Genomic DNA, 22,736 nt, shown 5'->3' on the forward strand with positions numbered 1-22,736 from the left:
AAGTGCGTTGGATCACAGATTGACCTGCGGTTTTAGGGTAAACACACGCTGATGCAATACCACCCGGTGCATTTCTCGATCGTGGTCGTGGACATCGCGAAGTTCGGCACCAGAGATGACCGGTTCCAGCTGCTGCTGCGCAGCGGGCTGACGGCTGTGCTCAAGCAGGCCTTCGAGGAGTCCGGCATCGACTGGGACGAGCTCGCGATCGAGGACCGCGGGGACGGCAAGTGCCTGCTCATCCCCGCCTCGGTGTCCAAGGTCCGGCTGCTGGACCCGCTGATCGGCAGGCTCGCCGTCGCGCTGCGCCAGCACAACCAGTTCACCAGCGAGCAGGGCCAGATCCGGCTGCGCATGTCGGTGCACGCCGGTGAGGTGCACCGGGACCGGGACGGCTGGTCCGGCACCGACCTGAACTTCGCCTTCCGGCTGGTCGGCAGCGAGGCGCTCTACGAGGTGCTGGCCGCGGTGCCGGAGGCGGAGCTGGTGGTGATCGTCTCCGAGGCCATCCACAACGCGGTGGTGCGGCACGGCTACGGCGCGGTCGACCCGGCCTCCTTCCACCAGATCGAGGTGCACCGCAAGGAGGTCAGCGCGGAGGCGTGGGTGCACGTGCCCGGCATCCTGGCCCCGCTGGCCCGGCTGGAGCTCGACAGCGGCAGCAGCGGCCCGCCCGCGATCACCGTGCGCGGCAACGTCAACGGTGACGTGGTCGGCAGGGACAAGCACGTCGGCGGGCCATGGTGAGTGCCGACCGCGTCGGAGGACTGGCCGAACCGCTCCCGGATCGGGCACACCACGGGGTCGACCACACCGGCCGGTCAGGCGGCGAGGGCGAGGGCGGCCCGAACCGGGACGCCGCGCGGGCGCTGACCATCGACAAGATCAAGGAACAGCTGAGCAGCCCGGCCCGGCTGCTGGACTCGGTCTCGCTGGTGGAGGAGATCCACCGCCAGGTCAGCACGCTGCGCCCGGCAGGCGGTGGGCAGGCGGCCGCGCCGATCGTGATCATGGGCGATGTCACCGGCGACGTGGTCGGCCGGGACTCCTTCGCCGGCCGCCGCGGTAGCGGGGTGGACACCGCCGAGCCGGTGGCCAGGCGGGTGGCCGCGCCGGTGCTGGCCGGTTTCCGCGGCGCCTTCGTCGAACCGGGCAGCGCCGCGGCGATCAGGGCCAGGCTGGCCAGGCCGGGGCTGGTGCTGCTGGCCGGGCCGAGGGGCTGGGGCAAGACCGCGCTGGGCATGGTGCTGCTGGATGAGCGCTGCCACGGCGAAGTGTACGAGTTCGAGCCGATCGAGGACCTGCTGCGGCTGCCCACCGGCGCGCTCAAGTCCGGCCGTGGCTACCTGGTCACCGACCTGCCGCCGCACGTGCTGGCCGCCGCCCGTGGCGCGGACCTGCACCGGCTGGACGAGGAGGTCACCGCGCGCGGCGCCCGGCTGGTGCTCACCGTGGCCGGGGCGGGCGTGGCGGAGAAGCCCTGCCAGCTGCCGGTGGCCGACCACCCCGAGCCCAGGGCGCTGGTGCTGGCCCACCTGGGCAGGCTGCTGGCCGCCGACCGGATCGCCGAGCTGACCGGGCAGCGCGCGGTCGCCGAGCTCATCGAGGGCAGCTGTCAGGAGCCGTTCGAGGCGGCCTCGCTGGTCCGGCTGGCCGAGGAGCTGGCCAGGCTGGACCGGCTGGACCGCGGCGCGGGGGCGGCCGAGATCGCCCAGCGGCTGACCGTGCGCTCCAAGGAGGAGCTGCGCGCCTGGCTGGACGAGGTGTCCTCGCCGGACCGGGCGTTCCTGCTGTGCGTGGCCATGTTCGACGGCCTGGCCTACGGCACCGTGGTGGACCTGGCCGAACGGCTGGACCGGCTGACCACCGGCCGGGCCGCGGCCAGGGTGGACGGGCCGCCGCACGGGCGGCAGGCCCGCTGCGAGCGCACCCGCACCGAGATCCTGCGGGCCTGGAGCCACACCCCGTACGGCCGGGTGCCCACCGAGATCGTCCGGCTGCGCCAGCCCGACCACCGGCCGTGGATCGTGGACCAGCTGTGGTGCGCCGGCTACTACGGCCGCCCCGCGCTGCTGCGCTGGCTGCGTGAGCTGGGCACGCACCACGCCCGGCCGGTGCGCGGCGGGGCGGGCGCGGCGGTCGGGCTGCTGATGTCCAGGGAGTTCGAGACCTTCCGCAGGGCCGTGCTGGAGCCCTGGGCCGCAGGCGAGGACCCGGCAGGCCGGGAGGCCGCGCTGGTGGCCCTGGGCGTGGCCGCCGGCGACTTCCAGCTGACCGGGGCGGTGGTCCGGCTGGCGCACAGCTGGTCCCGCTCCGGGGAGTGGCAGCTGCGCCGCACCGCGGCCCGCGCCTTCGGCGAGTCCCTGGGGCACCTGGTGCCGGACACCGCCTTCGAGGTGCTCGGCGAGCTGGCCGGGCAGTCCGATCCCGGTGGGGTGTTCGCCATCTCGCAGAGCCTGGTGGAGCTGGCCCGCTCCGCCGACGACGCGCTGCTGGCCACCGTGATCACCACCGTGGAGAGCTGGGCGACCTCGCACCGGGCGCACCGCAGGCACGTCGGGGTCTACGGGTTCCTCCAGCTCTGCGCCGACCTGTGCCGTCCTGGCGAAAGCAGCGCGCCGCGGCTGTTGCAGTGGGCTGACCAGGGGGCGGAGCCGACCTCGGCGCTGGCCGGGCTGTGGCGGCGGGCGCTGATCGACCCGCTCGTCAATCGCCCGGCCAGGTGGGTGCTGCGCTGGTGGGCACAGTCCTGCGAAGGTGATACCGCCGCCACCACGGCCCTGGCCAGGCTGGCCCGCTCCATCGCGAGACTGCCGAGGGAGGTTGAGATTCTGCGTCGCGCCGCGCTCACCTGGCCGGACGCCGACCCGCCAGCCACCGCGGCCGCGGCCGCGGTGCTCGACGCGCTGTCGTCACCAGTCCGAGGAGCACGGCCTTGACCGCACCCCATGACGAGCACACGGCGGAACCGCACCTCACCGCCGACCTCCGCAGCCCCATCCGCAGTGAGATCGAGCTGCCGGCCCGCAGAATGCTGGCCGGCCGCCCAGCGCCCCGCCCGCACACCACGTTCGTGCTGTCCACGGTGGACGGCAACGTGTACGTGCCGCCCCGGATGCCCAGCCCGCGGGAGTGGCGCTCCGGCGGCGTGCGCTGGCTGTACGAGGTGGACCTGGCCGACCACTGGGCGCTGACCAACGTGCTGCTGCCCTGCCACGGCGACCTGTTCCAGTTCCACACCGAGCTGGAGTTCGGCTGGCGGGTGCACGACCCGGTGCAGGTGGTGCGCAACCGGCTCACCGACGCGGTCGAACTGTGCCGCAGGCACCTGCTGGCCCAGCTGCGCCAGGAGTCCCGCCGGTTCGACCCGGCGGCGACCGCGCTGGCCGAGACCGCGCTCAACCAGCTGCCCGCGATCGCGCCGACCGCGCTGCCCGAGGGCGTCACGCTGTTCCGCTGCCACGTCCGGATCACCCAGGACAAGCGGCTGCGCGAGCACCGGCTGGCCATGCTGGCCGACCAGCAGCAGGGCGAGCTGATCGTGACCAGGGCGCAGCGGCTGCGCAGGCTGGTCGAGGACGGGCACTACGCGGTGCTCGCCCTGCACCTGGCCGAGCACCCCGGCGACACCGCGAAGGTGGTGCAGCTGCTGGCCGAGCAGGAGAAGCTGAGCCTGGACACCAGCCGCGGCATCGTGCAGTCCCTGCTGGACTCCGGCTTCGCCCAGGACGTGGACATCGACCAGCTCGGCGGCGAGGCGCTGCGCCGGGTGCTGGCGCACCTGCAGGCCGGTCCCGGCCGGGCGCTGCGCGAGTTCGCGGCCAACCGCACCCAGCTGCCGGAGATGCCGGACTACCCGGCCGCCTCGCGGTTCCCGCCCGACCCGCGCAACGGCCAGCAGTCGCTGTAGACCCGACCGGTGGAGGATTGTCCTGAAGTCGGTCATGTGCGAAAAAGTTTGACATGTTCGCGCGTGTGCTCGGCCGGGCGGCACTCGCCCTGCTGGTGACGACCTTGGCGCTGGTGAGCACGGCCGCTCCGGCCGCGGCCCTCCCCGGCGCGTTTCTGCCCGCGCTGGGCGCGGGCAACCGGGGCGCCGATGTGCTGGCGCTCCAGCAGCTGCTGCGTCAGCACGGGCAGGGCCCACCGGCCGACGGGGTGTACGCGGCCGGCACCACCACCGCGGTCCGCGCCTTCCAACAGGCCAAGGGCCTGGCCGTGGACGGCATCGCGGGCCCGGCGACCTGGGGCGCGCTGCTGGTGACCCTGCGCCAGGGCGCGACCGGCGCCGCGGTGTCGGCACTCCAGGCCCAGCTCAACGCCAAACGCAGGCTGAGCCTGCCGGTCAACGGCAGCTTCGACGCGGCCACCCGGTCCGCGGTACTGGCCTTCCAGCAGCACGCCGGGATCGGCGCGGACGGTGTGGCCGGCCCGGACACCTGGCGAAACCTGTTGTGGCACTACGACTACCCGGACCTGGCCACCCTGTGCGACCAGGACCCCGACGGCAACGGCACCGCCAACTGGGGCACCGGCGCGACCATCGGCCAGCTGGAGGCGGCGGCGCGGTCCTTCGCCGGCACCGGCCAGGGCAAGGTGCCGCTGGGCGATGTCAGCAAGGAGCACGGCGGCGACATCGCCGGCCACGCCAGCCACGAGGTCGGCATGGACGTCGACCTGTGGCCGATCCGCGCCGACAGTGCCCAGTGCACCGCGGGCCGGATCACCTGGCGGGACCCCGCCTACGACCGCGCCGCCACCAGGGCGCTGGTGCGGGCGTTGCGCTCGACCGCGGCCGGCCGGGTGAAACTGATCTTCTTCAACGACCCCGAGCTGATCAGGGAGGGCCTGACCACCAGGTATGACAACCACGACAACCACCTGCACATCCGCTACTGCGCCCCGGTGCACCCCAATCCGCTCTACGCCTGTTGATCTCCGCCGGTCTGTGGTCTGCTTCCCGGGTGAGCGAACAGCTGAGCTGGCTGACCGGCCGGATCATCACCCGGGACATGCCCCGGTACGACGAGGTCTGCACCGGGTGGAACAGCCGGATCCGGCACCGCCCCGAGGTCGTGATCGCCCCGGCTGACGCCGCCGACGTGCAGGCCGCGGTCCGCTTCGCCGCCGAGCTGAGCCTCCCGGTCCGCGTCCAGTCCACCGGCCACGGCGCGCTGGCCCCGGCCGAGGGCGGCCTGCTGATCGACACCAGCGGCCTCACCGGCATCCGCCTGGACCCGGTGGCCCGCACCGCCGAGATCGGCGCGGGCATCCGCTGGCAGGAACTACTGGAAGCCGCCCACCCCCACGGTCTGGCAGGGCTGTCCGGCTCCTCCGGCAACGTCGGCGTCACCGGCTACGCCCTCACCGGCGGCTCCGGCTGGCTGGCGAGAAAATATGGACTCTGCGCCGACACCATCCTGGCCGCCGAGATCGTCACCGCCAACGGCCGCCTCCGCTGGGTCGACGCCGACCGCGAACCCGAGCTGTGGCAAGCAGTCCGCGGCGGCGGCCCCAACGTCGGCGTGGTCACCAAGCTTCGCCTGCGCCTGTTCGAGGTCCCCCGCGTCTACGCCGGCGCCACCTACTGGCCGATCGAGTCCGCCCCGGAAATCTTTGCGCTGTACCGGGAATGGGCCGGCGGAACCCCGCTGGAACTGACCTCCGCGCTGACCTTCCTCCAGTACCCGGCCAGCCCCGCCCTCCCGGAACCGCTGCGGAACCGGACCCTGGTCGCGTTGCGCGCCGCTTACGCCGGTGGCGCTGGTGGCGCCGAGGAGTTGTTGCGCCCCTTGCGATCCCGGCCGGGAGTCGTGCTGGACACGTTCCGGGAGATGCCGTACCGCGAGATCGACACGGTGACGAACGATCCGGTGAAACCCATGCCACGCACGGGATATTCGACCGCGGTCACGGAGCTGCCGGAGGCGTTGGTGGAACTCGCCAAGCCGGGGGAGTCGTTCGTGACACTGGAGGCCCGGCACGTCGCGGGCGAGGGGGCTCGGCTGGGGGCGACGGGGGCGGAGTTCCTGGTGTACACGATGGCGGTGACACCGGATGAGACGAGCGTGGCGGAAGCTGGGGAGTTCGGGCGGCGGGTGGAAGCGGCTTGCGCGCCTTGGCGGACCGGGCAGAACCTGTTGAGCTTCCTGCTGGCGCCTGCGGAGGCCGGCGGGTTGGCGGAGCAGGTGGCTGGGGCGTTGCCTGGGGAGTATCGGGGGCGGTTGGCGGAGGTCAAGGCGCATTACGACCCGGCGGGGTTGTTTGGTGGGGATCGGCGGTTGGCGGGGCCGTAGGTGCGGTGGGGGCTGGGGTTTGGTGGGGCGGCTGGGGCTTGGCAGGCGGCTGGGTCGGCGGGGCCGTAGGTGTGGTGGGGCGGCTGGGTTTGGTGGGGCCGGTCGGGGGCTTGGTGGCGGACGTGGGCTTGGTGGCGGGCGTGGGATTGGTGGACGGCTGAGCTGGCGGACCGATCGGCGGCTTGGTGGGGTGGTCGAGGCGTGGCGGTGCGGGCGGGGTTGGTGGGCCGGTCGGGGTTGGCGGGCCGGTCGGAGTTGATGGGGCGGCTGAGCTTGGCGGGGCTGGCAGGGGGTTGGTAGGGCGGTCGTGGGGTTGGGGGACGGCTGAGCTTGGTGGGGCGGCTGGGTTTGGTGGGGCCGGTCGGGGGCTTGGTGGGGCCAGTCGTGGGGCTGGTGGCGGACGTGGGCTTGACGGGCGGACTGTGGGTTGGCGGCGGTCGTCGGGTTGGTGGGCACGATGGGTTTGGCGGGTCGACCCCAGGGGCGTTGGCGGCTGCTGCCGGGCAATCCTTCTCGGCTTCAAGACGACCGGTCATCTACGAGGTCAGGTGAAGATGACCGGTCATATACAGATCTGACTTGAGATGACCGGTCATATTGGACGCCAGCTGAGTTGAGACGACCGGTCACATTGGGGGCTCGCGCGCTCAATATGACCGGTCATCTTATAGGGAACGGTGCTAGCCCAAGATGACCGGTCGTATAGCGGCATCCCCAGTTAAGGCGACCGGTCATATTGAGGGCTCAGCACCTCAAGACGACCGGTCATATTCAACTGGCCAACCCCTTCGCGAGACCCGCGACGAGAGGCGGCGGGCTTGCCTCGTCAACCCAACCAGAGTCGCGTCACCAAGAAGAAGACCACCCGACTCCGCAGGTGGTCATCCCCCAGAAAAGCCCTGATCAGGCGGCCTGCTGACCTTCAGTCGTCGCCGGCTTGCGGTTCATCAGCACCGCGATGGTGATCATTGCGCCCACAGCGGCGACGCCGATGCCGGCCCAGGGCTGGTAGTCCTCGATGAGGCTCATGAAGGTGAACTGGAAACCGATCATGGGCAGGAGGAAGGAACCGACGCCCAGGATGAGAAGCAGGATGCCGAACTGCACGGTGTACTCCTTGAACAGTGGAACGAGCGGTGGACTGTAACCCGTTCGGGGGGCTGCCAGGAGTGGATTTGGCGCAACGGTTATCCGAGTGCGGCCAGGGGGTGTGGTTCAGGTGCGGGTGACGTGGGCGGGGCGTTCCCAGCGGCGTTCGCGCAGGGTGGTGTGGTCGGCGATCATGCGGTGGGCCAGGCGGTCGACGGCGGCGGTCAGCTCCGCTTCCCGGGTGGGGTCTTCGGTGGCCAACAGCTCGGTCAGCCAGTCTCGCCAGACGGCGGTGAGGCGGACGATGGCCTGTTCGCCGTCGGGGGTGAAGCTCAGCCAGTCGCCTTCGCGGGCGAGCAGGCCGCGCTGGACCAGGTCCGCGACCGTGGGTTCCAGGATCCGGGGTGGCAGGTCAAGGGGGTCGGCGATCTCGGTGAGGGTGGTGCGGCCTTCCTGCTTGCTGTTGCGGTAGATCTGCGCCAGCAGCCAGGCGTCGGCCTCGTCCATGCAGTCGCGCAGGCGTTCGCGGAGCAGGGGGCGCAGCTCCTTGCGCCTGCGTTGCCAGACGGCGGCGACGGACTTCTCCAGCTCCTGTTCGTTCGTGTGGGACTCGGGCATGCCGAAGCCCTCGCCCAGGTCGCCTGCCTTGTCCCGGACCGAGTCGCGGAGCTGGACGGCGGGGAGCAGCCAGGCGATGGCGAAGGCCAGCAGCGCCACCGGGACGGCCCAGGTGAAGACCGTTTGCAGGCTGTCCTGGTAGGCCGTGGCCAGCGGGGTGAGCAGTTCCGGGGGCAGGTGGCGGACCATCTCCGGGTTGGCCGCGGCGCCGGGGTCGAAGCCGGGGGGCAGGTTGGCGCCGGCCAGGTTCGCGGTCAGCTGGGCGGAGAAGATCGCGCCGAAGACCGCGACGCCGAAGGAGCTGCCCAGGGTACGCAGGAAGGTGACGCCGCTGGTGGCCGCGCCCAGGTCGGCGTAGTCGCAGGTGTTCTGCACCGCGATCACCAGCACCTGCATGCCCAGGCCGAGACCGGCGCCGAGCACGAACATGTACAGCGAGGCGGTGCCGAAGGTGGTCTCGCGGTCCAGGTGGGACATCAGCCACAGGCCGGCCGCGGTGACACCGGTGCCGATGATCGGGAAGTGCCGGTAGCGGCCGGTGCGGCCGACCCAGCTGCCGCTGAAGATCGAGGCGGCCATCAGGCCCGCGACCATCGGCAGCATGCGCAGGCCCGACCCGGTGGCCGAGTGGCCCTGCACCACCTGCAGGAAGATCGGCAGGTAGGTGATGCCGCCGAACATGGCGAAGCCGATCACGAAGCTGAGCACGCCGGAGACCGAGAACACCCGGCCGCGGAACAGCCGCATGGGCAGCACCGGCTCGGTGGCGCGCAGCTCCACCAGCACGAACAGCGCCACCGCGACCAGCGAGACCACGCCGAGCCAGAGGATCTCCGGCGAGTCCCAGGCGTAGGTGGTGCCGCCCCAGCTGGTCAGCAGGGTCAGGCCGCCCGCGCCGAGGGCCAGCAGCAGGATGCCCAGGTAGTCGATCACCGGGCGGGCGCCCTTGGGCACCTTGGGCATCACCGCGCCCGCGACCAGCAGGACCAGCAGGCCCAGCGGCACGTTGATGTAGAACGCCCAGCGCCAGCTGAGCTGGTCCACGAACAGCCCGCCCAGCAGCGGACCGGCCACCGTGACCACGCCGAACACCGAGCCCATCAGGCCCTGGTACTTGCCGCGCTCGCGCAGCGGGATCAGGTCGGCCACCAGCGCCATCGAGGTGACCATCAGCCCGCCGGCGCCGAAGCCCTGCAACGCCCGCGCCGCGACCAGGCCGAACATGCCGGTGGCCATCCCGCAGAACAGCGAGCCCGCGGTGAACAGCGCCACCGAGACCTGGAAGACGATCTTGCGGCCGAACAGGTCGCCGAACTTGCCGAACAGCGGGGTGGCGATGGTCTCGGCCAGCAGGTAGCCGGTGACCACCCAGGACAGGTGGTTCGCGCCGCCCAGCTCGCTGACGATGGTGGGCAGCGCGGTGGCCACGATGGTCTGGTCCAGTGCGGCCAGCAGCAGGCCGAGCACCATCGCGCCGAAGACCACGTTGGTGCGGGAACCGCGCTCGACCTCTGCCGCAGCCGTCATGCTTGGCAAACTAGGGCGGGTTCCCCTGGGCCCGCTGGGCGGCGGTGGTCGCTCGTTTGGTTGAAAGCGGGCCGATGATCCCGTCGGCCACCCGGTCGATGAGCTGCTCGTCCGGCGGCACGCCGCGCACCAGCAGCTGGAACAGGTACAGCGCGCCGATCAGGTCCTGGAGGATGTCCAGGTCCACGTCGGGAGCCAGCTCGCCGCGCTCGGCGGCGCGCTGGACCACCAGCTGGGCCAGGTCGGGGCCGCCCTGCTGCATCCGCTCCAGGTAGAGCCTGGCCAGCTCCTCGTCCCGGCGGCTGCCCTCCAGCAGGCCGATGACCAGGCCGCGGGTGTCGGCGTCGGTCTGGGTGACCGCCCAGCGGCCCAGGAACCGGAAGTCCTCGACCAGTGAGCCGGTGTCCGGGCAGTCCGGGCTGGCCTGGTAGGTGTGGATGGCGTCGATGATCAGCGCGGCCTTGGACGGCCAGCGCTGGTACAGGGTGGCCTTGCTGGCCTGGACGCGGCGGGCCACCAGGTCCATGTTGAACCGCTCGTAGCCGACCTCGGCGAGCACCGCGCGGGCCGCGGTCAGCACCTCCCGGTACCGGTCCGGGTCGCTGAGCGGGACCTTCTTCCGCGAGGCCATCAGTGCGGCCCGCCGGGTAGCCGGTGCTGGTCCAGCTCGTGCGCCTCGGCCAGCTTGGTCAGCAGCTCGTGCAGGCTGCGCCGCTCCTGCTCGGAGAGCGGGGCGGTGATCTCCGCGTCGTGCGTGGCCGCCTCGGTCAGCGCGGTCTCCAGCAGCTCCCGGCCCCGCTCGGTGAGGTGCAGGGCGTAGGCGCGGCGGTCAGCTGGGTTGCGTTTGCGCTGCACCAGGCCGCGCGCCTCCAGGTCGTCGACGAAGGCGACCATCCGGCTGGGCGCGATCCGCATCCGCTCGCCGATGGCCTGCTGGGACTGCCCCTCGGCCGCGGCCACCACGCGCAGCAGGCCGACGTGCCTTGGCTCCAGGTCCAGTGGGGCCAGCCGTTCGGCGAACCGCCTGGCCGCGGTGAACCCGAGCTGCGCCAACAGGAACGCCGAGCTGCCGCCATGGGGATAGCCGCCGTGGTGCATGGGGGCACTCTACTGCCGGGGCAACAATTCCCCGGTTGAACGATTTTCCACTGGACGCGCTCCGTTGTGGGTTGCTCACCGACGGCGACCACACCAGGATCGAGGACGTGGCTGTGACGTGGTCGAGGTGGCGTGAACTTCCGGGTGCCTGGGCGACCGCGGTCACCCGTCCCCGCTGGCAGTTGGTGCTGGCCTGCCCGATCTCGCTGTGGGTGCTGCTCTGGGTCGGCGCCCAGTTCAACACCACCGGCGCGGTGTTCAGCCCGCTGGACGTGCCGCGCGCGGTGCTGTCGCGTTTTGGCCAGGGCGCGGCGGGCTGGCTGGACGTGGTCGGCGGCTGGCTGCGCGATCCGGCGCACGCCGGGCTGCTCACCGCGACCGCCTGGGCGGCCGGGCTGCTGTGGGCGGCCACCACCGAGCGGACCCTGCTGCCCGCGCTGGCCGGCTGGCTGCTGGTGATGGCCGCGGCCGAGGGACTGGGCTACCAGCCGGCGATCTCCAGGGCGGTGCTGGTGCTGGCCGGGTTCATCGCGCTGCTGGCGCTGTGCGCGCTGCCCGGCCGCGGCAAGCTGGTCGACCGCAGGGCGCGGCTGCTGCCGGTGGACGTGCTGACCGCCGGGGCGGTCGCGGCTGCCCTTTCGGGCATGGTTCCGCTGCTCGCGCCGGGTTTGGCCGTCACCAGGCTGCTGCGGCCCTACCTGACCAAGCCCGCCCGGCCGGACCCCTCCCGGTCGCTCATCCCCGCGGCCCGCCCGCCGATCGAGGCGATTACCCCGCCGAAGGTCCCTCATGCGGGTGAAATGAGGTCACCGAGTCGTAACGAGTCGACTGTGGCCGATGTCTCCGAGTGATCGAGATGAGACTAAACGGTAGCGGCCCTGTTGCTCCAATCGGGTCTAAGTATTACGCCATGTGGAGTAAAAGCTGACTACCGGTCAGTTGCGTCCCCCGTTCGGACGATTTTTGTCTGTTTTTGACGTCGACTACCTTCCGAGCGGCGGGGGAGTTTCACGCAGCGCGGAATCTACGGGGACTAGAGGCTTCAGCCTGGGCGCGGCCAGGCGGCTTTCGGTAAGTCACCGACAGGCAGGCGTTGACCGTTACCTGGTCTCGGGGGATTAGGTAACAAACGTGGCTCTCCCATGCCCAAAAAATGGTGGCGTAACCGCGAGGTGAATAAGTGCGAGCCGCTTTGTGGCAAACGGGAGAGAAGAAAGTATCGGCAACCGAGGCCCCCGCGTTACAGGCCCGGAAGGTTTTCGCAGGGTGGGAGCTGCGATACCAGCTGGCGGTCGTGGTGGGAGACCTGCTGGCCATCGTGTGCGCGGTGGTCGCGGTCGGTGTGTTCGTGATCAATGAGACGCCGGGAACGGGGCGTCTTGAGCTGTTGCTGGGTCTGGTCACCGCGGCTACCGCGGTGCTGGCCCTGCCGCTGAGCCGGGCCTGGGACCCCCGGGTGCTGGGACAGGGTCCCGAGGAGTTCCGCCGGGTCGGGCGCGCCGCGCTGACCGGCATGGTGGTGCTGGCGCTGGCCGCGCTGGCCATCCAGGCACAGGGGATGCGGGGCTGGGTGTTCGCCGCGCTGCCCGCCTTCGCCGGGATCGCGATCCCGGTCCGCTACCTGCTGCGCCGGGTGCTGCACCGGCGGCGCCGGCAGGGCAGCTGCCTGTTGCCGGTGCTGGCCGCGGGCAGTCCGGAGGCGGTGCGCGACCTGATCGAGCGCACCCGCAAGGACTCGCACCTGGGCTGGCGGGTGGAGGCCGTGTGCACGCCGCGCGGCGCAGGCGCGGGCATCCGGGTGCCGGGTGAGATCGCCGGGGTGCCGGTGGTCGGCGACCTGGACGACCTGGTCGACCGGGTCCGGCTGGGCGGCTACCGGATGGTGGCCGTGGCCGGGTCCACCGACTGGACCCCGCCGCGGTTGCAGCAGCTGGCCTGGCAGCTGGAGGGCAGCACCGCCGAGCTGGTGGTGGCGCCCTCGCTGGTGGAGATCGCCGGGCCGAGGCTGCACGTGGCCCCGGTGTTCGGGCTGACCATGCTCTGGGTCAGCGCGCCCACCTTCAGCGGGATCGGCTGGCTGGTCAAGGCGGTGGTGGACCGGTTGTCCGCGCTGTTGCTGACCGTGCTGCTCAGCCCGGCGTTCCTGGGCATCGCGCTGGCCATCAAGTGCACCAGCCGCGGGCCGGTGCTCTACCGGCAGTCGCGGGTGGGCCGGGACGGGCGGCGGTTCACCATGCTCAAGTTCCGGTCCATGGTGCCGGACGCGGACCGCCGCAAGGCCGAGTTCGAGTCAGCCAATCAGGCGGCCGGACCGCTGTTCAAGCTGCGCCGCGACCCGAGGGTGACCAAGGTAGGTGCGGTGTTGCGCCGCTACTCCCTCGATGAGCTGCCCCAGCTGTTCAACGTGCTGGCCGGCTCGATGTCCCTGGTCGGTCCGCGCCCGCCGCTGCCGGAGGAGGTCGCCCGCTACGGCCCCGACGCGCGCAGGCGACTGCTGGTCAAACCGGGCCTGACCGGGTTGTGGCAGGTCAGCGGGCGCAGCGACCTGTCATGGGAGGAGTCGGTGCGGCTCGACCTGCGTTATGTGGAGAGTTGGTCGTTGTTCATGGACCTGGTGATCCTGTGGAAGACCGCCTCGGCCGTCATCGGTGGGCGGGGTGCCTACTGATGACCTGCCGACTGTGCGGCTCCGCCACCCTGCACAGCGTGGTCGACCTGGGCGCGAGCCCGCCGTGTGAGCACTTCCTCACCCCGGCCGAGCTCGACGCGCCGGAGCAGACCTATCCCCTGCACCTGCGGGTGTGCGGGGACTGCCTGCTGGCGCAGCTGCCGCTGCTGATCACGCCGGAGGACACCTTCACCGAGTACGCCTACTTCTCCTCCTTCTCCACCTCCTGGGTGGCGCACGCGGAGAAGTTCGTCACCGAGGCAGCCCAGCGCCTCGGTCTCGGCGGCGACTCCTTCGTGGTGGAGGTGGCCAGCAACGACGGCTATCTGCTGCAACACGTGCTGGCGCGGGGCATCCGCTGCCTCGGCGTCGAGCCCTCGGTGAACGTGGGCGAGGCGGCGCGGGCCAAGGGCGTGCCCACCGTGACCGAGTTCCTCTCCGCGGAAACCGGGGCGAAGGTGCGCGCCGAGCACGGGCCTGCCGACCTGGTGGTGGCCAACAACGTCTACGCGCACATCCCGGACGTGCTCGGCTTCACCCAGGGCCTGCGGGCGCTGGTGGCCGAGGACGGCTGGGTCTCCATCGAGGTCCAGCACCTGCTCACGCTGATCCGGCACACCCAGTACGACACGATCTACCACGAGCACTTCCAGTACTACACCGTCGCCGCCGCGCAGCGCGCGCTGGCCAGCGGCGGCCTGACCCTGGTCGACGTCGAGCTGCTGCCCACCCACGGCGGGTCCATCCGGCTGTGGGCGCGGCCGAGCGAGGTCGCCGGGGAGCCGGAGGCACGGGTGGCCGCGGTCCTCGCCGAGGAGGCCGCGGCCGGGTTGCACACCGTCGCCGGGTACGCCGAGTTCGGCAGGCAGGTGGCCAAGGTCCGCCGGGACCTGCTGCGCTTCCTCGTCGAGGCGGCCGAGGCGGGCAAGACCGTGGTCGGCTACGGCGCGCCGGGCAAGGGCAACACGCTGCTCAACCACTGCGGGATCCGGCCGGACCTGTTGCGCTACACCGTGGACCGCAACCCGTACAAGCACGGGCGGTTCACCCCCGGCACCCGGATCCCGGTGCTGCCGGTGGCGCGGATCGAGCAGGACCGGCCGGACTACGTGCTGGTGCTGCCGTGGAACCTGCGCGCCGAGCTGACCGAGCAACTCCGATATGTGGCCGAATGGGGCGGACGTCTGGTTTTTCCCATTCCCGAGCTCTCGATAGTCGACCCCGCAGCCGGCACGGCCGACGGACACAATGAGGTGAACCCATGAAGGTAGTGCTGTTCTGCGGCGGTTACGGGATGCGCATGCGCAACGGCTCGGCCGACGATCTGCCCAAGCCGATGCACCCGGTTGGACCACGTCCGTTGCTCTGGCACGTGATGCGCTACTACGCGCATTTTGGGCACAAGGACTTCATCCTGTGCCTGGGATACGGTGCGCAGCACATCAAAGATTTCTTCCTGAACTACTCGGAAACGGCGTCAAACGATTTCGTGCTGCGCAACGGCAAGGTGGAGCTGCTCTCCACTGATATCAGCGACTGGACCATCACCTTCGCGCAGACCGGGCAGAACTCGCCGATCGGCGAGCGGCTGCGCCGGGTCCGGCACCTGGTGGCCGGCGAGGAGATGTTCCTGGCCAACTACGCCGACGTGCTCACCGACGCGCCGCTGGATGAGATGGTCCGCCGGTTCGCCACCAGCGGGGCCTCGGCCTCGATGATGGTGGTGCCGCCGCAGTCCTCCTTCCACTGCGTGGACATGGGGGAGAACGGCGAGGTCGCCGGGATCACCCCGGTGAGCAGCCTGCCGCTGTGGGAGAACGGCGGTTTCTTCGTGCTCCGCCAGGACGTTTTCGACCACATCCCGCAGAACGGGGACCTGGTCGAGGACGGCTGCGGGGAACTGGCCAAGCAGGGCAAGCTGCTGGCCTATCCCTACCGCGGTTTCTGGCAGCCCGCGGACACGGTGAAGGAACGGGTGGCGCTGGAACAGGGCTACCAGAACGGCGAGCGCCCGTGGATGTTGTGGGAGCGGGAGGCCGAGGAGCCGGCGCCGGTGGCCAAGGTGCTCCGGCTGAGCGGGGTGTGAGGTGCTCTCGTTGTCCCCGGCCGGGCCCGCGCCCGTGGTGGTGCTCGGCGCGCACTGCGACGACATCGCCATCGGCTGCGGCGGCACGCTGCTGTCGCTGTGCGCGGCCCGGCCGGGGCAACGGGTGAGCGCGCTGGTGCTCACCGGCGGCGGCAGCAAGCGCGAGGACGAGGAACGGGCCGCGCTGGCCGCCTTCTGCCCCGGCGCGGACCTGGACGTCACCGTGCTCGACCTGCCGGACGGCCGGGTGCCCCAGCACTGGGGCCGGGCCAAGGACGAGCTGGCCGCCTTCCGCGCGCGGATCGAGGCCGAGGTGGTCTTCGCGCCCGCGCCGCACGACGCGCACCAGGACCACCGGGCACTGGCCGAGCTGGTCCCGCAGGTGTTCCGGGACCAGCTGCGGCTGGGCTACGAGATCCTCAAGTGGGAGAGCGACCTCGCCCAGCCCACCGTCTTCCAGCCACTCGAACCCGCCGTCGCGCAGGCCAAGGCCACGCTGCTCGACGCGCACTACCCGTCCCAGCGGGACAAGGACTGGTTCGACCGGGAGACCTTCCTCGGCCTCGCCCGGATCCGCGGCGTGCAGACCCGCGCCCGGTACGCGGAGGCCTTCCACACGGACAAGGTCCAGCTCCGGCTGGACGCGGAAGGGTGAGAACGATGCGGGTGCTGCTCACCGGCCACCAGGGTTACCTCGGCAGCGTCATGGCCCCGGCGCTGACCGCGGCCGGGCACCAGGTGCACGGCCTGGACTCCGGCCTGTTCGCCGACTGCGTGCTCGGCCCCGAACCGGCCGACCCGGACGGTTTCGCCGTCGACCTGCGGGACGTCACCGCCGAGCACGTCGCCGGGTTCGACGCGGTGGTCCACCTGGCCGCGCTGTCCAACGACCCGCTCGGGTCGCTGGAGCCCGGCCTGACCTACGACATCAACCACGCCGCCTCGGTGCGGCTGGCCCGGCTGGCCAAGGAGGCCGGGGTGACCCGGTTCCTCTACGCCTCCACCTGCTCGGTCTACGGCGCGGCGGGCGAGGAGCTGGTCGGGGAGAGCGCGCCGCTGCGGCCGGTCACCCCGTACGCGGAGAGCAAGGTCCGGGTGGAGGACGACCTGGTGAACCTGGCCGGGGACGGCTTCAGCCCGGTGTTCCTGCGCAACGCCACCGCCTTCGGCTTCTCCCCGAGGCTGCGCGCGGACATCGTGCTGAACAACCTGGTCGGCCACGCCATCCTCACCGGCCAGGTCCGGGTGCTCTCCGACGGCACCCCGTGGCGGCCGCTGGTGCACGCCGCGGACATCGCCGCGGCCTTCCTGGCCGCGCTGCACGCGCCCGCCGAGGCCGTGCACTGCCAGGCGTTCAACGTGGGCATGGCGGAGAACAACCTGACCGTGGCCCAGATCGCCGAGTCGGTGGTGGCCGCGGTGCCCGGTTCCGAGCTGCTGATCACCGGCGAGGCCGGCAACGACCCGCGCTCCTACCGGGTGGACTTCGCCAAGATCACCGAGGTGCTGCCCGAGTACCGTCCACAGTGGACTGTCCTGGGTGGCGCGGCGGAGCTGGCCGACGCCTACCGCAAGCACGGCCTGACGCTGGAGTCCTTCCAGCGCCGCTTCACCCGCCTGCCCCGCCTGTCCGACCGCAGGGAGGCGGGCACGCTGGCGCCTGACCTCCGGCCGGTGTGGGAGCCGGTCTCGTGACCGGCCTAGCCCAGGGTGTCGCGCAGGGTCGCCCAGGTGCCGGCGGCGGCGTCGCGGGGGCTGAGCATGCGGACCTCCTGGGGCCAGTCGATGGCCAGGTCCGGATCGTCGTAGCGGACCGCGACGTCCTCGGCCGGGTCGTGCGGGCGGTCGATGCGGTAGCAGACGTCGGCGGTCTCGCTGAGCACCTGGAAGCCGTGCAGGAAACCCGGCGGCACGTACAGGTGCGCGAAGGCCTCGTCGTCCAGGCGGAAGGCCTGGTGGCGGCCGAAGGTCGGCGAGCCGGGGCGGGCGTCGACCAGCACGTCGTGCACCGCGCCGTGGGCGCAGCGGACCAGCTTGGCCTCGCCGCGGCCGAGCCTGCCGTGCAGGCCGCGCAGCACGCCCCGGTGCGAGCGGGACTGCGAGTCCTGGCGGAAGGCATTGGGGTCCAGGCCGTGCGCGGCGGCGATGTCGGCGTCGAAGGTGCGGGTGAACAGGCCGCGGTCGTCCCGGTGCGGGCTGGGCAGGAACAGCAGGACGTCGGCGAGGTCGGTGCGGCGGATCTCCACCCGGGCATCTTGCACGAGCGGACTCGCCATGGGGACTGACCAGACGGGTGGCGCCCGGCACGCCTGCCGGTTCTGCCGAGGGGTGCGCGGGCGGATCGTGCTGGACCTGCACACCCAGCCGGCCTGCGACCACTTCCCGGCCGCCACCGACCCCGGCCCGGACCCGGCCTACCCGTTGCAGCTGTGGCTGTGCGAGGACTGCGGGCTGGCCCAGCTATTGGACGACCCGACCGTGCCGGAGGAGCCGCTGGCCACCGAACCCGCGGCACTGGTCCAGCAGGCCGCCGACGCGATCCACCGGGTGGCCGCCGCCGGGCTGCTGCCGGAGGGGGCCACCGTCGCGGAGTACGGCAGCCCGCACGGCGGCTCCTGGCTGCCCCGGCTGGCCGAGCGCGGCCTGTACCCGGTCGCCGGCGGGCAGTCCGCGCAGGTGGTGCTGGACTGCTTCGGGCTCATGCACCACGCCGACCAGGCCGCCGCGGTCAAGGAGCGGGTGGACCGGCTGGAGACCGGCGGTGTGTTGCTGGTCCAGTTCCACTCGCTGGCTACCATCGTCCGATGTGGACAGTGGAACGCGCTGCGGCACGGTCACTACGCCTACTACTCGACCCCGGCGCTGGCCAGGATGCTCACCGTGGCCGGGCTGTGCCCCCGCTCGGCCTGGGTGTTCGACCTCTACGGCGGCACCGTGCTGCTGGCCGCGGTCAAGGGACCGGCCGCGCCCGACCCCGCGCTGTCCGCGCTGCTGATCGGGGAAAGCTCGCTCGGGGTGACCGATCCGGCGGTGCTGGGCGGTTTGCAGCGCCAGGTCACCGCCAGCGCCGAGGCCCTGCGCGGCTACCTGGTCGAGGCGCGCGCCGCGGGCAGGCGGGTGCTGGGCTACGGGGCTGCCTCCAGGGCGGTGGCGCTGCTCTGCGCGGCCGGGGTGGACCGGGAGCTGCTGCCCGCGGTGGCCGACGCCGCACCGGGCAAGCACGGACGGCGGATGCCGGGCAGCGGGGTGCCCGTGATCGCGCCGGAACGACTGATCGAGGCCGCGCCCGCGGAGGTGCTGCTCTTCCTGCCCGACCTGCTCGACGAGGTCAGGGCCGCCTATCCGGAGATCACCGGCTGGGTCATCGCCGAACCCGAGCCACGTCCGGCCGAGCCGGTCCGCAGAGAGGAACCCCCGATGAGCGCCCCGACCGACGACCGTCCCCAGCAGGCCCCGCGCCCGGCCCCCGCGCTCATCCGGAAGGCTCCCGCGCCGGTCGCGATCGGCTTCCCGGTGCGCAACGGCAAGCCCTACCTGCAGGGCGCGCTGGACTCGCTGCTGGCCCAGCGCGGAGTGGACTTCGAGCTGCACATCGCGGACAACTGCTCCGACGACGGCACCGAGGACATCTGCCGCGAGCTGGCGGGCAAGGACGAGCGGGTGCGCTACCTGCGGCGGGCGGAGAACGTCGGGGTCACCGCCAACCACAACATGCTGGTCCGCGAGGTGCACAGCCCCTACTTCCTGTGGGCGGCCGCCGACGACGCCTCGCACCCGGACCGGTTGCGCCTGCTGCTGGAAGCCCTGGAGGGCGACCCGTTCGCGGTGCTGTCCTTCAGCGCCGCCCGGCAGATCGACCGGGACGGGCAGACCCTGGAGGTCTGGCGCAACCCCTGCCGCACCAACCACCTGGATCCGGTGGTGCGGCTGACCGACCTGATCGGGCTCGAACATGAGAACTACCACTGCTACGGGCTGATGAAGCGGGAGGTGCTGCTGCGTACGCTGTTGTTGCCGCCGGTGAAGAACAACGACCGCGTCCTGGTCGCCGAACTGGCGCTGCACGGGCCCTTCGCCGAGGTCGAGCAGGACCTGCTCTTCCACCGGCTGCACGAGCGCAGGCTGACCCAGAGCGTCTCCCAGCGTGACTGGTACCGGCAGCAGCGCACCGACGGCCGCAAGCTGGTCCTGCCCAACGTCGAGGAGGCCGGCTGGTACCTCAAGGCGGTGCGCAACTCACCGCTGCGGGGCGCCGAGCTCGGCCGCGCGCTGTGGGCGTTGCGGCCCTGGTTCAAGGCCAACGCGGTGCCGATGGCGCGCAACGTGGCGCGGGCCGCGGTGGACGGAGCGAGAATGATCACCGGGCCGGGACGCCCGGACGATCGGTGATCGGGAGAGAGCACGTGGACGCACTGGATGTCTTTCGGGTGCTGCGGCAGCGGTGGAAGCTCACCGCCCTGCTGCTCGCCGGGCTGGTCCTGCTACTCGCGGCGGTCGCCTTCGCGGTGCCGCAGCAGTACCGGGGAACCAGCCTCACCATGGTGCTGCGCCAGTACGGCGGCCAGGACCGCAACCCCTTCGCCGCGGTGGACCGCTCGCAGGGCCAGGCCGCGGTGGTGGTGATCGCGGTGCTCAACTCCCAGCAGGCCCGCAGGGAGCTGGCCGCCCAGGGCGGCACCGCGAGCCTGGAGGTCTCCAACGAGGGCGGCGGAGTGTCCACAACGGACAGTCCGTTCATCACCGTGATCGCCACCGGGACCAGCGAGGCCGCGGTGCGCAAGACCGGGCAGCTGGCCATGCAGCGGATCAAGGACGAGCTCAAGCAGCGGCAGGACACCCTGCTGGTGCCGGTGGAACAGCAGCTCACCCTGAACGAGGTGCTCTCGCCCAACGAGATCACCACCACCAGGGCCGCGCAGCTGCGCGCGCTTGGCCTCACCGCGGGCATCGGTCTGATCGCGGTGATCCTCACCGTGGTGCTGGTGGACCGCCGCGGCAACCGGCCCAAGCCGGCCGCGCCGGAGCCCAAACCCTCGCCGCGCAAGCGGTTGCAGGACTCCGACGCCGAGGTCACCGAGCACATCCACCGCGACCAGCTGCCCGACGTGGGCCCCCAGGAACGTCAGTGAGCATGCGCGTGGCGGCCCCGGCCGCCCCGGCACGGCGGCTGCCACCGCACCGGGTGCTGGTGGCGGCCGTGCTGCTGTTCGCGCTGCCGCAGAACCTGGTCATCGCCGGGGTCGGCGGCTCGCTCACCCCCGGCCGCCTGCTGGGCGCGCTGTGCCTGCTCTGGTGGCTGGTCGCGCGGTTCGGCGGCGGGCTCGGCCTGCGGCCCGCGCCGAACCCGGTGCGGGCCACCCTGTTCGGCGCGCTGCTGGTCTTCGCCGCGGCCAACGTGCTCGCGCTGTTCCTCGGCGTGCCGGACGACCGCCTCGGCGCGGCGGACCGGAACACGCTGCTGTTCGCGGTGTGCACCGGCCTGGCGCTGCTGGCCTGCGACGGCCTGGACCGGCCCGGCATGCTGCGCGCGGTGTTCGGCGCGGTGGTGCTGGGCGCGACCGCCTCGGCCTTCACCGCGGGCGTGCAGTTCGCCACCAAGATCGACCTGCGGAGCTACCTGAGCTTCCCCGGCCTGAGCGCCCAGGGTCTGGGCACGGTGGACCTGGCCCGCGGCGGGCTGGAACGCGCGCTGGGCTTCGCCAACCACCCCATCGAGCTGGCCGCGGTCTGCGCCGCCGCGGTGCCGCTGGCGCTGCACTTGATCCGGCACGGCCGCCACCCGCCGCTGTGGTGGGCCTGCGCGGCGGTGCTCAGCGGCGGCATCGTGGTCAGCATCTCCCGCACCGGCCTGCTCGGCCTGGCGCTGATCCTGCTGCTCAGCCTGCCCAGGATCGGCGGTCTGCGCTGGGGCACCGGGGTGCTGCTGCTCGGCGTCACGGTCAGCCTGGCCGCGACGGCGGTGCCCCGGCTGTACGAGGTGCTGGCCAACACGATCCTGGGCGCGCGCACCGACAACAGCCTCACCGGCCGCCTCGACGACTACGGCTATGTGGCCGACAAGCTGGCCGCCGCGCCGTTGAGCGGTCAAGGGTTCGGCACCTACACCGCGCCGCCGCAGCCATACCTGGACAACCAGTACCTGCTGACCGCGGTCGAATCCGGCCTGCCCGGGGTGCTCGCACTCGCCGCGCTTCTGGTTTTGCCAGCCTTTCTGGCCTGGCGGACCTTCCGGCGCCCTGGCAGCATCCCGGCCGAACTGCGCGACGCCGCGTGGGCGGTGGCGACGGGACTCCTGGTGTGCACGGTGTGCTTCGCCACCTTCGACGCGCTGTCCTTCCCCCAGTTCCAGGCGCTGACCTTCCTGATGATCGGGTTGGCAGGCGCGGTCGTGACCCAAGCCGGAGGACAACGTTGAGCCAGCAAATCCCAGGCGTGCTGCTGGCCGTGGTGACCTACAACTCCGCGGCCGATCTGCCCGACTTCCTGGACGCCCTGCCCGCCGCGCTGGCCGGGGTGCCGGAGTGGCGGCTGGTGGTGGCCGACAACGCCTCCAGCGACGGCAGTCCCGAGCTGGTGGCCGAGCTGGCGCCCAAGGCCGCCGTGCTGCACACCGGTGGCAACCTCGGCTACGCGGCCGGGGTGAACGCCTGCCTGGAGCTGGCCACGCCGCAGGAGGCGGTGCTGGTGCTCAACCCGGACGTGCGGCTGGAGTCCGGCGCGGTGCGCGAGCTGCTGGAGGTCTGCGCCGACCCCGCGGTGGGCATCGCCGCGCCGCTGGTGCGCAGGCCGGACGGCGCGCCGGAGGCCACCCTGCGCCGCCGCCCGACCGCGCGGCGGGTGCTGGCCGAGGCGCTGCTGGGCGGGCGCGCCGGATCCCTCGGCGAGCAGCTGCCGCCCGGCCCGGCGCGCGAGCGGGTGGACTGGGCCAACGGGGCCGCGCTGATGATCGCGCCGGGGGTGGCGCACCGGGTCGGCCGCTGGCGGGAGGAGCTGTTCCTGTACTCCGAGGAGACCGACTACTGCCGCCGGGTCACCGACGCGGGCTGGCAGGTCCGCCAGGCCCCGCGCGCGCACGCGCTGCACCGGGGCGGGGAGTACGGCGTCTCGCCCGCGCTGTGGGCGCAGCTGGTCACCAACAAGGTCGTGCACCTGGCCACCTGGGAGTCCCGTGCCACCGCCGTGGCGGGCTGGCTGGCGCTGGTGCTCAGCCAGGCGCTGCGGCTGCCGCTGCGGCGCGGCACGCACCTGCGCGCGCTGCGCGAGCTGCTGACCGGACGTGCCCGGCTGCTGGCCGGGTTCCCGACCAACCCGGCCGCCACCGCCGAGGTCCGAGCACAGCTGGCGGGAAGGTGAG

20 protein-coding genes are annotated in these 22,736 nt (G+C 72.1%); 15 read left to right on the plus strand and 5 right to left on the minus strand.

Going from position 1 to position 22,736, the window contains the following annotated elements:
- The first annotated feature begins 66 nt into the window (after positions 1–66).
- Genes ACWDY5_RS13155 through ACWDY5_RS13175 form a run of 5 tightly spaced genes read left to right on the plus strand, consistent with a single transcriptional unit; the run spans position 67 to position 6,296 of the window.
- On the plus strand, positions 67–747 hold the full coding sequence (locus ACWDY5_RS13155; protein ID WP_252481856.1) for a hypothetical protein: 681 nt from the start codon (positions 67–69) through the stop codon (positions 745–747).
- Positions 744–2,939: a hypothetical protein gene (locus tag ACWDY5_RS13160; RefSeq protein ID WP_449722438.1), complete on the plus strand. Its 2,196-nt coding sequence runs from the start codon at positions 744–746 to the stop codon at positions 2,937–2,939. Before ACWDY5_RS13155 ends, ACWDY5_RS13160 begins: the two co-directional genes overlap by 4 nt.
- A complete protein-coding gene (locus ACWDY5_RS13165) occupies positions 2,936–3,910 on the plus strand; it encodes a hypothetical protein (RefSeq protein ID WP_449722439.1) in 975 nt (324 codons plus the stop codon). Before ACWDY5_RS13160 ends, ACWDY5_RS13165 begins: the two co-directional genes overlap by 4 nt.
- Positions 3,911–3,963: 53 nt before the next feature.
- Entirely contained in the window at positions 3,964–4,935 is a 972-nt protein-coding gene (locus ACWDY5_RS13170; RefSeq protein ID WP_449722440.1) for a penicillin-insensitive murein endopeptidase, read from the plus strand.
- A gap of 29 nt (positions 4,936–4,964) precedes the next feature.
- Positions 4,965–6,296 carry an FAD-binding oxidoreductase gene (locus ACWDY5_RS13175; RefSeq protein WP_449722441.1) on the plus strand — a complete coding sequence of 444 codons (1,332 nt, stop codon included), beginning with the start codon at positions 4,965–4,967 and terminating at the stop codon, positions 6,294–6,296.
- Positions 6,297–7,199: 903 nt separating this feature from the next.
- Here the strand turns inward: ACWDY5_RS13175 and ACWDY5_RS13180 are convergent.
- From ACWDY5_RS13180 to ACWDY5_RS13195, 4 genes are all read right to left on the minus strand, one after another.
- Positions 7,200–7,403, minus strand: a complete 204-nt coding sequence (locus ACWDY5_RS13180; RefSeq protein WP_449722442.1) for a hypothetical protein — start codon at positions 7,401–7,403, stop codon at positions 7,200–7,202.
- A gap of 108 nt (positions 7,404–7,511) precedes the next feature.
- Positions 7,512–9,530: an MFS transporter gene (locus ACWDY5_RS13185; RefSeq protein ID WP_449722443.1), complete on the minus strand. Its 2,019-nt coding sequence runs from the start codon at positions 9,528–9,530 to the stop codon at positions 7,512–7,514.
- 10 nt (positions 9,531–9,540) lie between these two features.
- Positions 9,541–10,161: a TetR/AcrR family transcriptional regulator gene (locus tag ACWDY5_RS13190; RefSeq protein ID WP_449722444.1), complete on the minus strand. Its 621-nt coding sequence runs from the start codon at positions 10,159–10,161 to the stop codon at positions 9,541–9,543.
- Positions 10,161–10,628: a MarR family winged helix-turn-helix transcriptional regulator gene (locus tag ACWDY5_RS13195; RefSeq protein ID WP_449722445.1), complete on the minus strand. Its 468-nt coding sequence runs from the start codon at positions 10,626–10,628 to the stop codon at positions 10,161–10,163. The genes ACWDY5_RS13190 and ACWDY5_RS13195 overlap by 1 nt, the downstream gene beginning before the upstream one ends.
- Before the next feature lie 113 nt (positions 10,629–10,741).
- Between ACWDY5_RS13195 and ACWDY5_RS13200 the strand changes: the two genes are divergently transcribed.
- From ACWDY5_RS13200 to ACWDY5_RS13225, 6 genes are all read left to right on the plus strand, one after another.
- Positions 10,742–11,479 (plus strand): hypothetical protein, encoded by a 738-nt coding sequence (locus ACWDY5_RS13200; protein WP_449722446.1) that lies wholly within the window; start codon positions 10,742–10,744, stop codon positions 11,477–11,479.
- 443 nt (positions 11,480–11,922) lie between these two features.
- Entirely contained in the window at positions 11,923–13,296 is a 1,374-nt protein-coding gene (locus tag ACWDY5_RS13205; protein WP_449722447.1) for a sugar transferase, read from the plus strand.
- Positions 13,293–14,561: a methyltransferase domain-containing protein gene (locus ACWDY5_RS13210; protein WP_449722525.1), complete on the plus strand. Its 1,269-nt coding sequence runs from the start codon at positions 13,293–13,295 to the stop codon at positions 14,559–14,561. Before ACWDY5_RS13205 ends, ACWDY5_RS13210 begins: the two co-directional genes overlap by 4 nt.
- Entirely contained in the window at positions 14,558–15,382 is an 825-nt protein-coding gene (locus ACWDY5_RS13215) for a sugar phosphate nucleotidyltransferase (RefSeq protein WP_449722448.1), read from the plus strand. The genes ACWDY5_RS13210 and ACWDY5_RS13215 overlap by 4 nt, the downstream gene beginning before the upstream one ends.
- A gap of 1 nt (position 15,383) precedes the next feature.
- The gene (locus tag ACWDY5_RS13220) at positions 15,384–16,037 is read left to right on the plus strand and encodes a PIG-L deacetylase family protein (protein WP_449722449.1); all 654 of its coding nucleotides are present in this window, start codon (positions 15,384–15,386) and stop codon (positions 16,035–16,037) included.
- A 5-nt stretch (positions 16,038–16,042) separates the two neighbouring features.
- A complete protein-coding gene (locus ACWDY5_RS13225; RefSeq protein ID WP_449722450.1) occupies positions 16,043–17,077 on the plus strand; it encodes an NAD-dependent epimerase/dehydratase family protein in 1,035 nt (344 codons plus the stop codon).
- A gap of 5 nt (positions 17,078–17,082) precedes the next feature.
- Here the strand turns inward: ACWDY5_RS13225 and rfbC are convergent, their stop codons facing one another.
- A complete protein-coding gene (gene rfbC, locus ACWDY5_RS13230) occupies positions 17,083–17,658 on the minus strand; it encodes a dTDP-4-dehydrorhamnose 3,5-epimerase (protein ID WP_449722451.1) in 576 nt (191 codons plus the stop codon).
- Between rfbC and ACWDY5_RS13235 the strand changes: the two genes are divergently transcribed.
- Genes ACWDY5_RS13235 through ACWDY5_RS13250 form a run of 4 tightly spaced genes read left to right on the plus strand, consistent with a single transcriptional unit; the run spans position 17,657 to position 22,735 of the window.
- Positions 17,657–19,771 (plus strand): glycosyltransferase, encoded by a 2,115-nt coding sequence (locus tag ACWDY5_RS13235; protein WP_449722452.1) that lies wholly within the window; start codon positions 17,657–17,659, stop codon positions 19,769–19,771. The two genes, rfbC and ACWDY5_RS13235, sit on opposite strands and share 2 nt — an antisense overlap.
- A gap of 14 nt (positions 19,772–19,785) precedes the next feature.
- Positions 19,786–20,511 (plus strand): hypothetical protein, encoded by a 726-nt coding sequence (locus ACWDY5_RS13240; protein ID WP_449722453.1) that lies wholly within the window; start codon positions 19,786–19,788, stop codon positions 20,509–20,511.
- A gap of 2 nt (positions 20,512–20,513) precedes the next feature.
- The gene (locus ACWDY5_RS13245; protein WP_449722526.1) at positions 20,514–21,797 is read left to right on the plus strand and encodes an O-antigen ligase family protein; all 1,284 of its coding nucleotides are present in this window, start codon (positions 20,514–20,516) and stop codon (positions 21,795–21,797) included.
- Positions 21,794–22,735, plus strand: a complete 942-nt coding sequence (locus ACWDY5_RS13250; protein WP_449722454.1) for a glycosyltransferase family 2 protein — start codon at positions 21,794–21,796, stop codon at positions 22,733–22,735. The genes ACWDY5_RS13245 and ACWDY5_RS13250 overlap by 4 nt, the downstream gene beginning before the upstream one ends.
- Position 22,736: the final 1 nt, after the last annotated feature.

The organism is Crossiella sp. NPDC003009, from assembly GCF_053591555.1.

Bases quoted from the DNA above. Each gene is read 5' to 3' on its own strand.
- ACWDY5_RS13245 (WP_449722526.1), top strand. From the start codon at position 20,514: ATGCGCGTGGCGGCCCCGGCCGCCCCGGCACGGCGGCTGCCACCGCAC.
- ACWDY5_RS13190 (WP_449722444.1), bottom strand. From the start codon at position 10,161: ATGGCCTCGCGGAAGAAGGTCCCGCTCAGCGACCCGGACCGGTACCGG.
- ACWDY5_RS13215 (WP_449722448.1), top strand. From the start codon at position 14,558: ATGAAGGTAGTGCTGTTCTGCGGCGGTTACGGGATGCGCATGCGCAAC.
- rfbC (WP_449722451.1), bottom strand. From the start codon at position 17,658: ATGGCGAGTCCGCTCGTGCAAGATGCCCGGGTGGAGATCCGCCGCACC.
- ACWDY5_RS13235 (WP_449722452.1), top strand. From the start codon at position 17,657: ATGGGGACTGACCAGACGGGTGGCGCCCGGCACGCCTGCCGGTTCTGC.
- ACWDY5_RS13185 (WP_449722443.1), bottom strand. From the start codon at position 9,530: ATGACGGCTGCGGCAGAGGTCGAGCGCGGTTCCCGCACCAACGTGGTC.
- ACWDY5_RS13225 (WP_449722450.1), top strand. From the start codon at position 16,043: ATGCGGGTGCTGCTCACCGGCCACCAGGGTTACCTCGGCAGCGTCATG.
- ACWDY5_RS13195 (WP_449722445.1), bottom strand. From the start codon at position 10,628: ATGCACCACGGCGGCTATCCCCATGGCGGCAGCTCGGCGTTCCTGTTG.
- ACWDY5_RS13170 (WP_449722440.1), top strand. From the start codon at position 3,964: ATGTTCGCGCGTGTGCTCGGCCGGGCGGCACTCGCCCTGCTGGTGACG.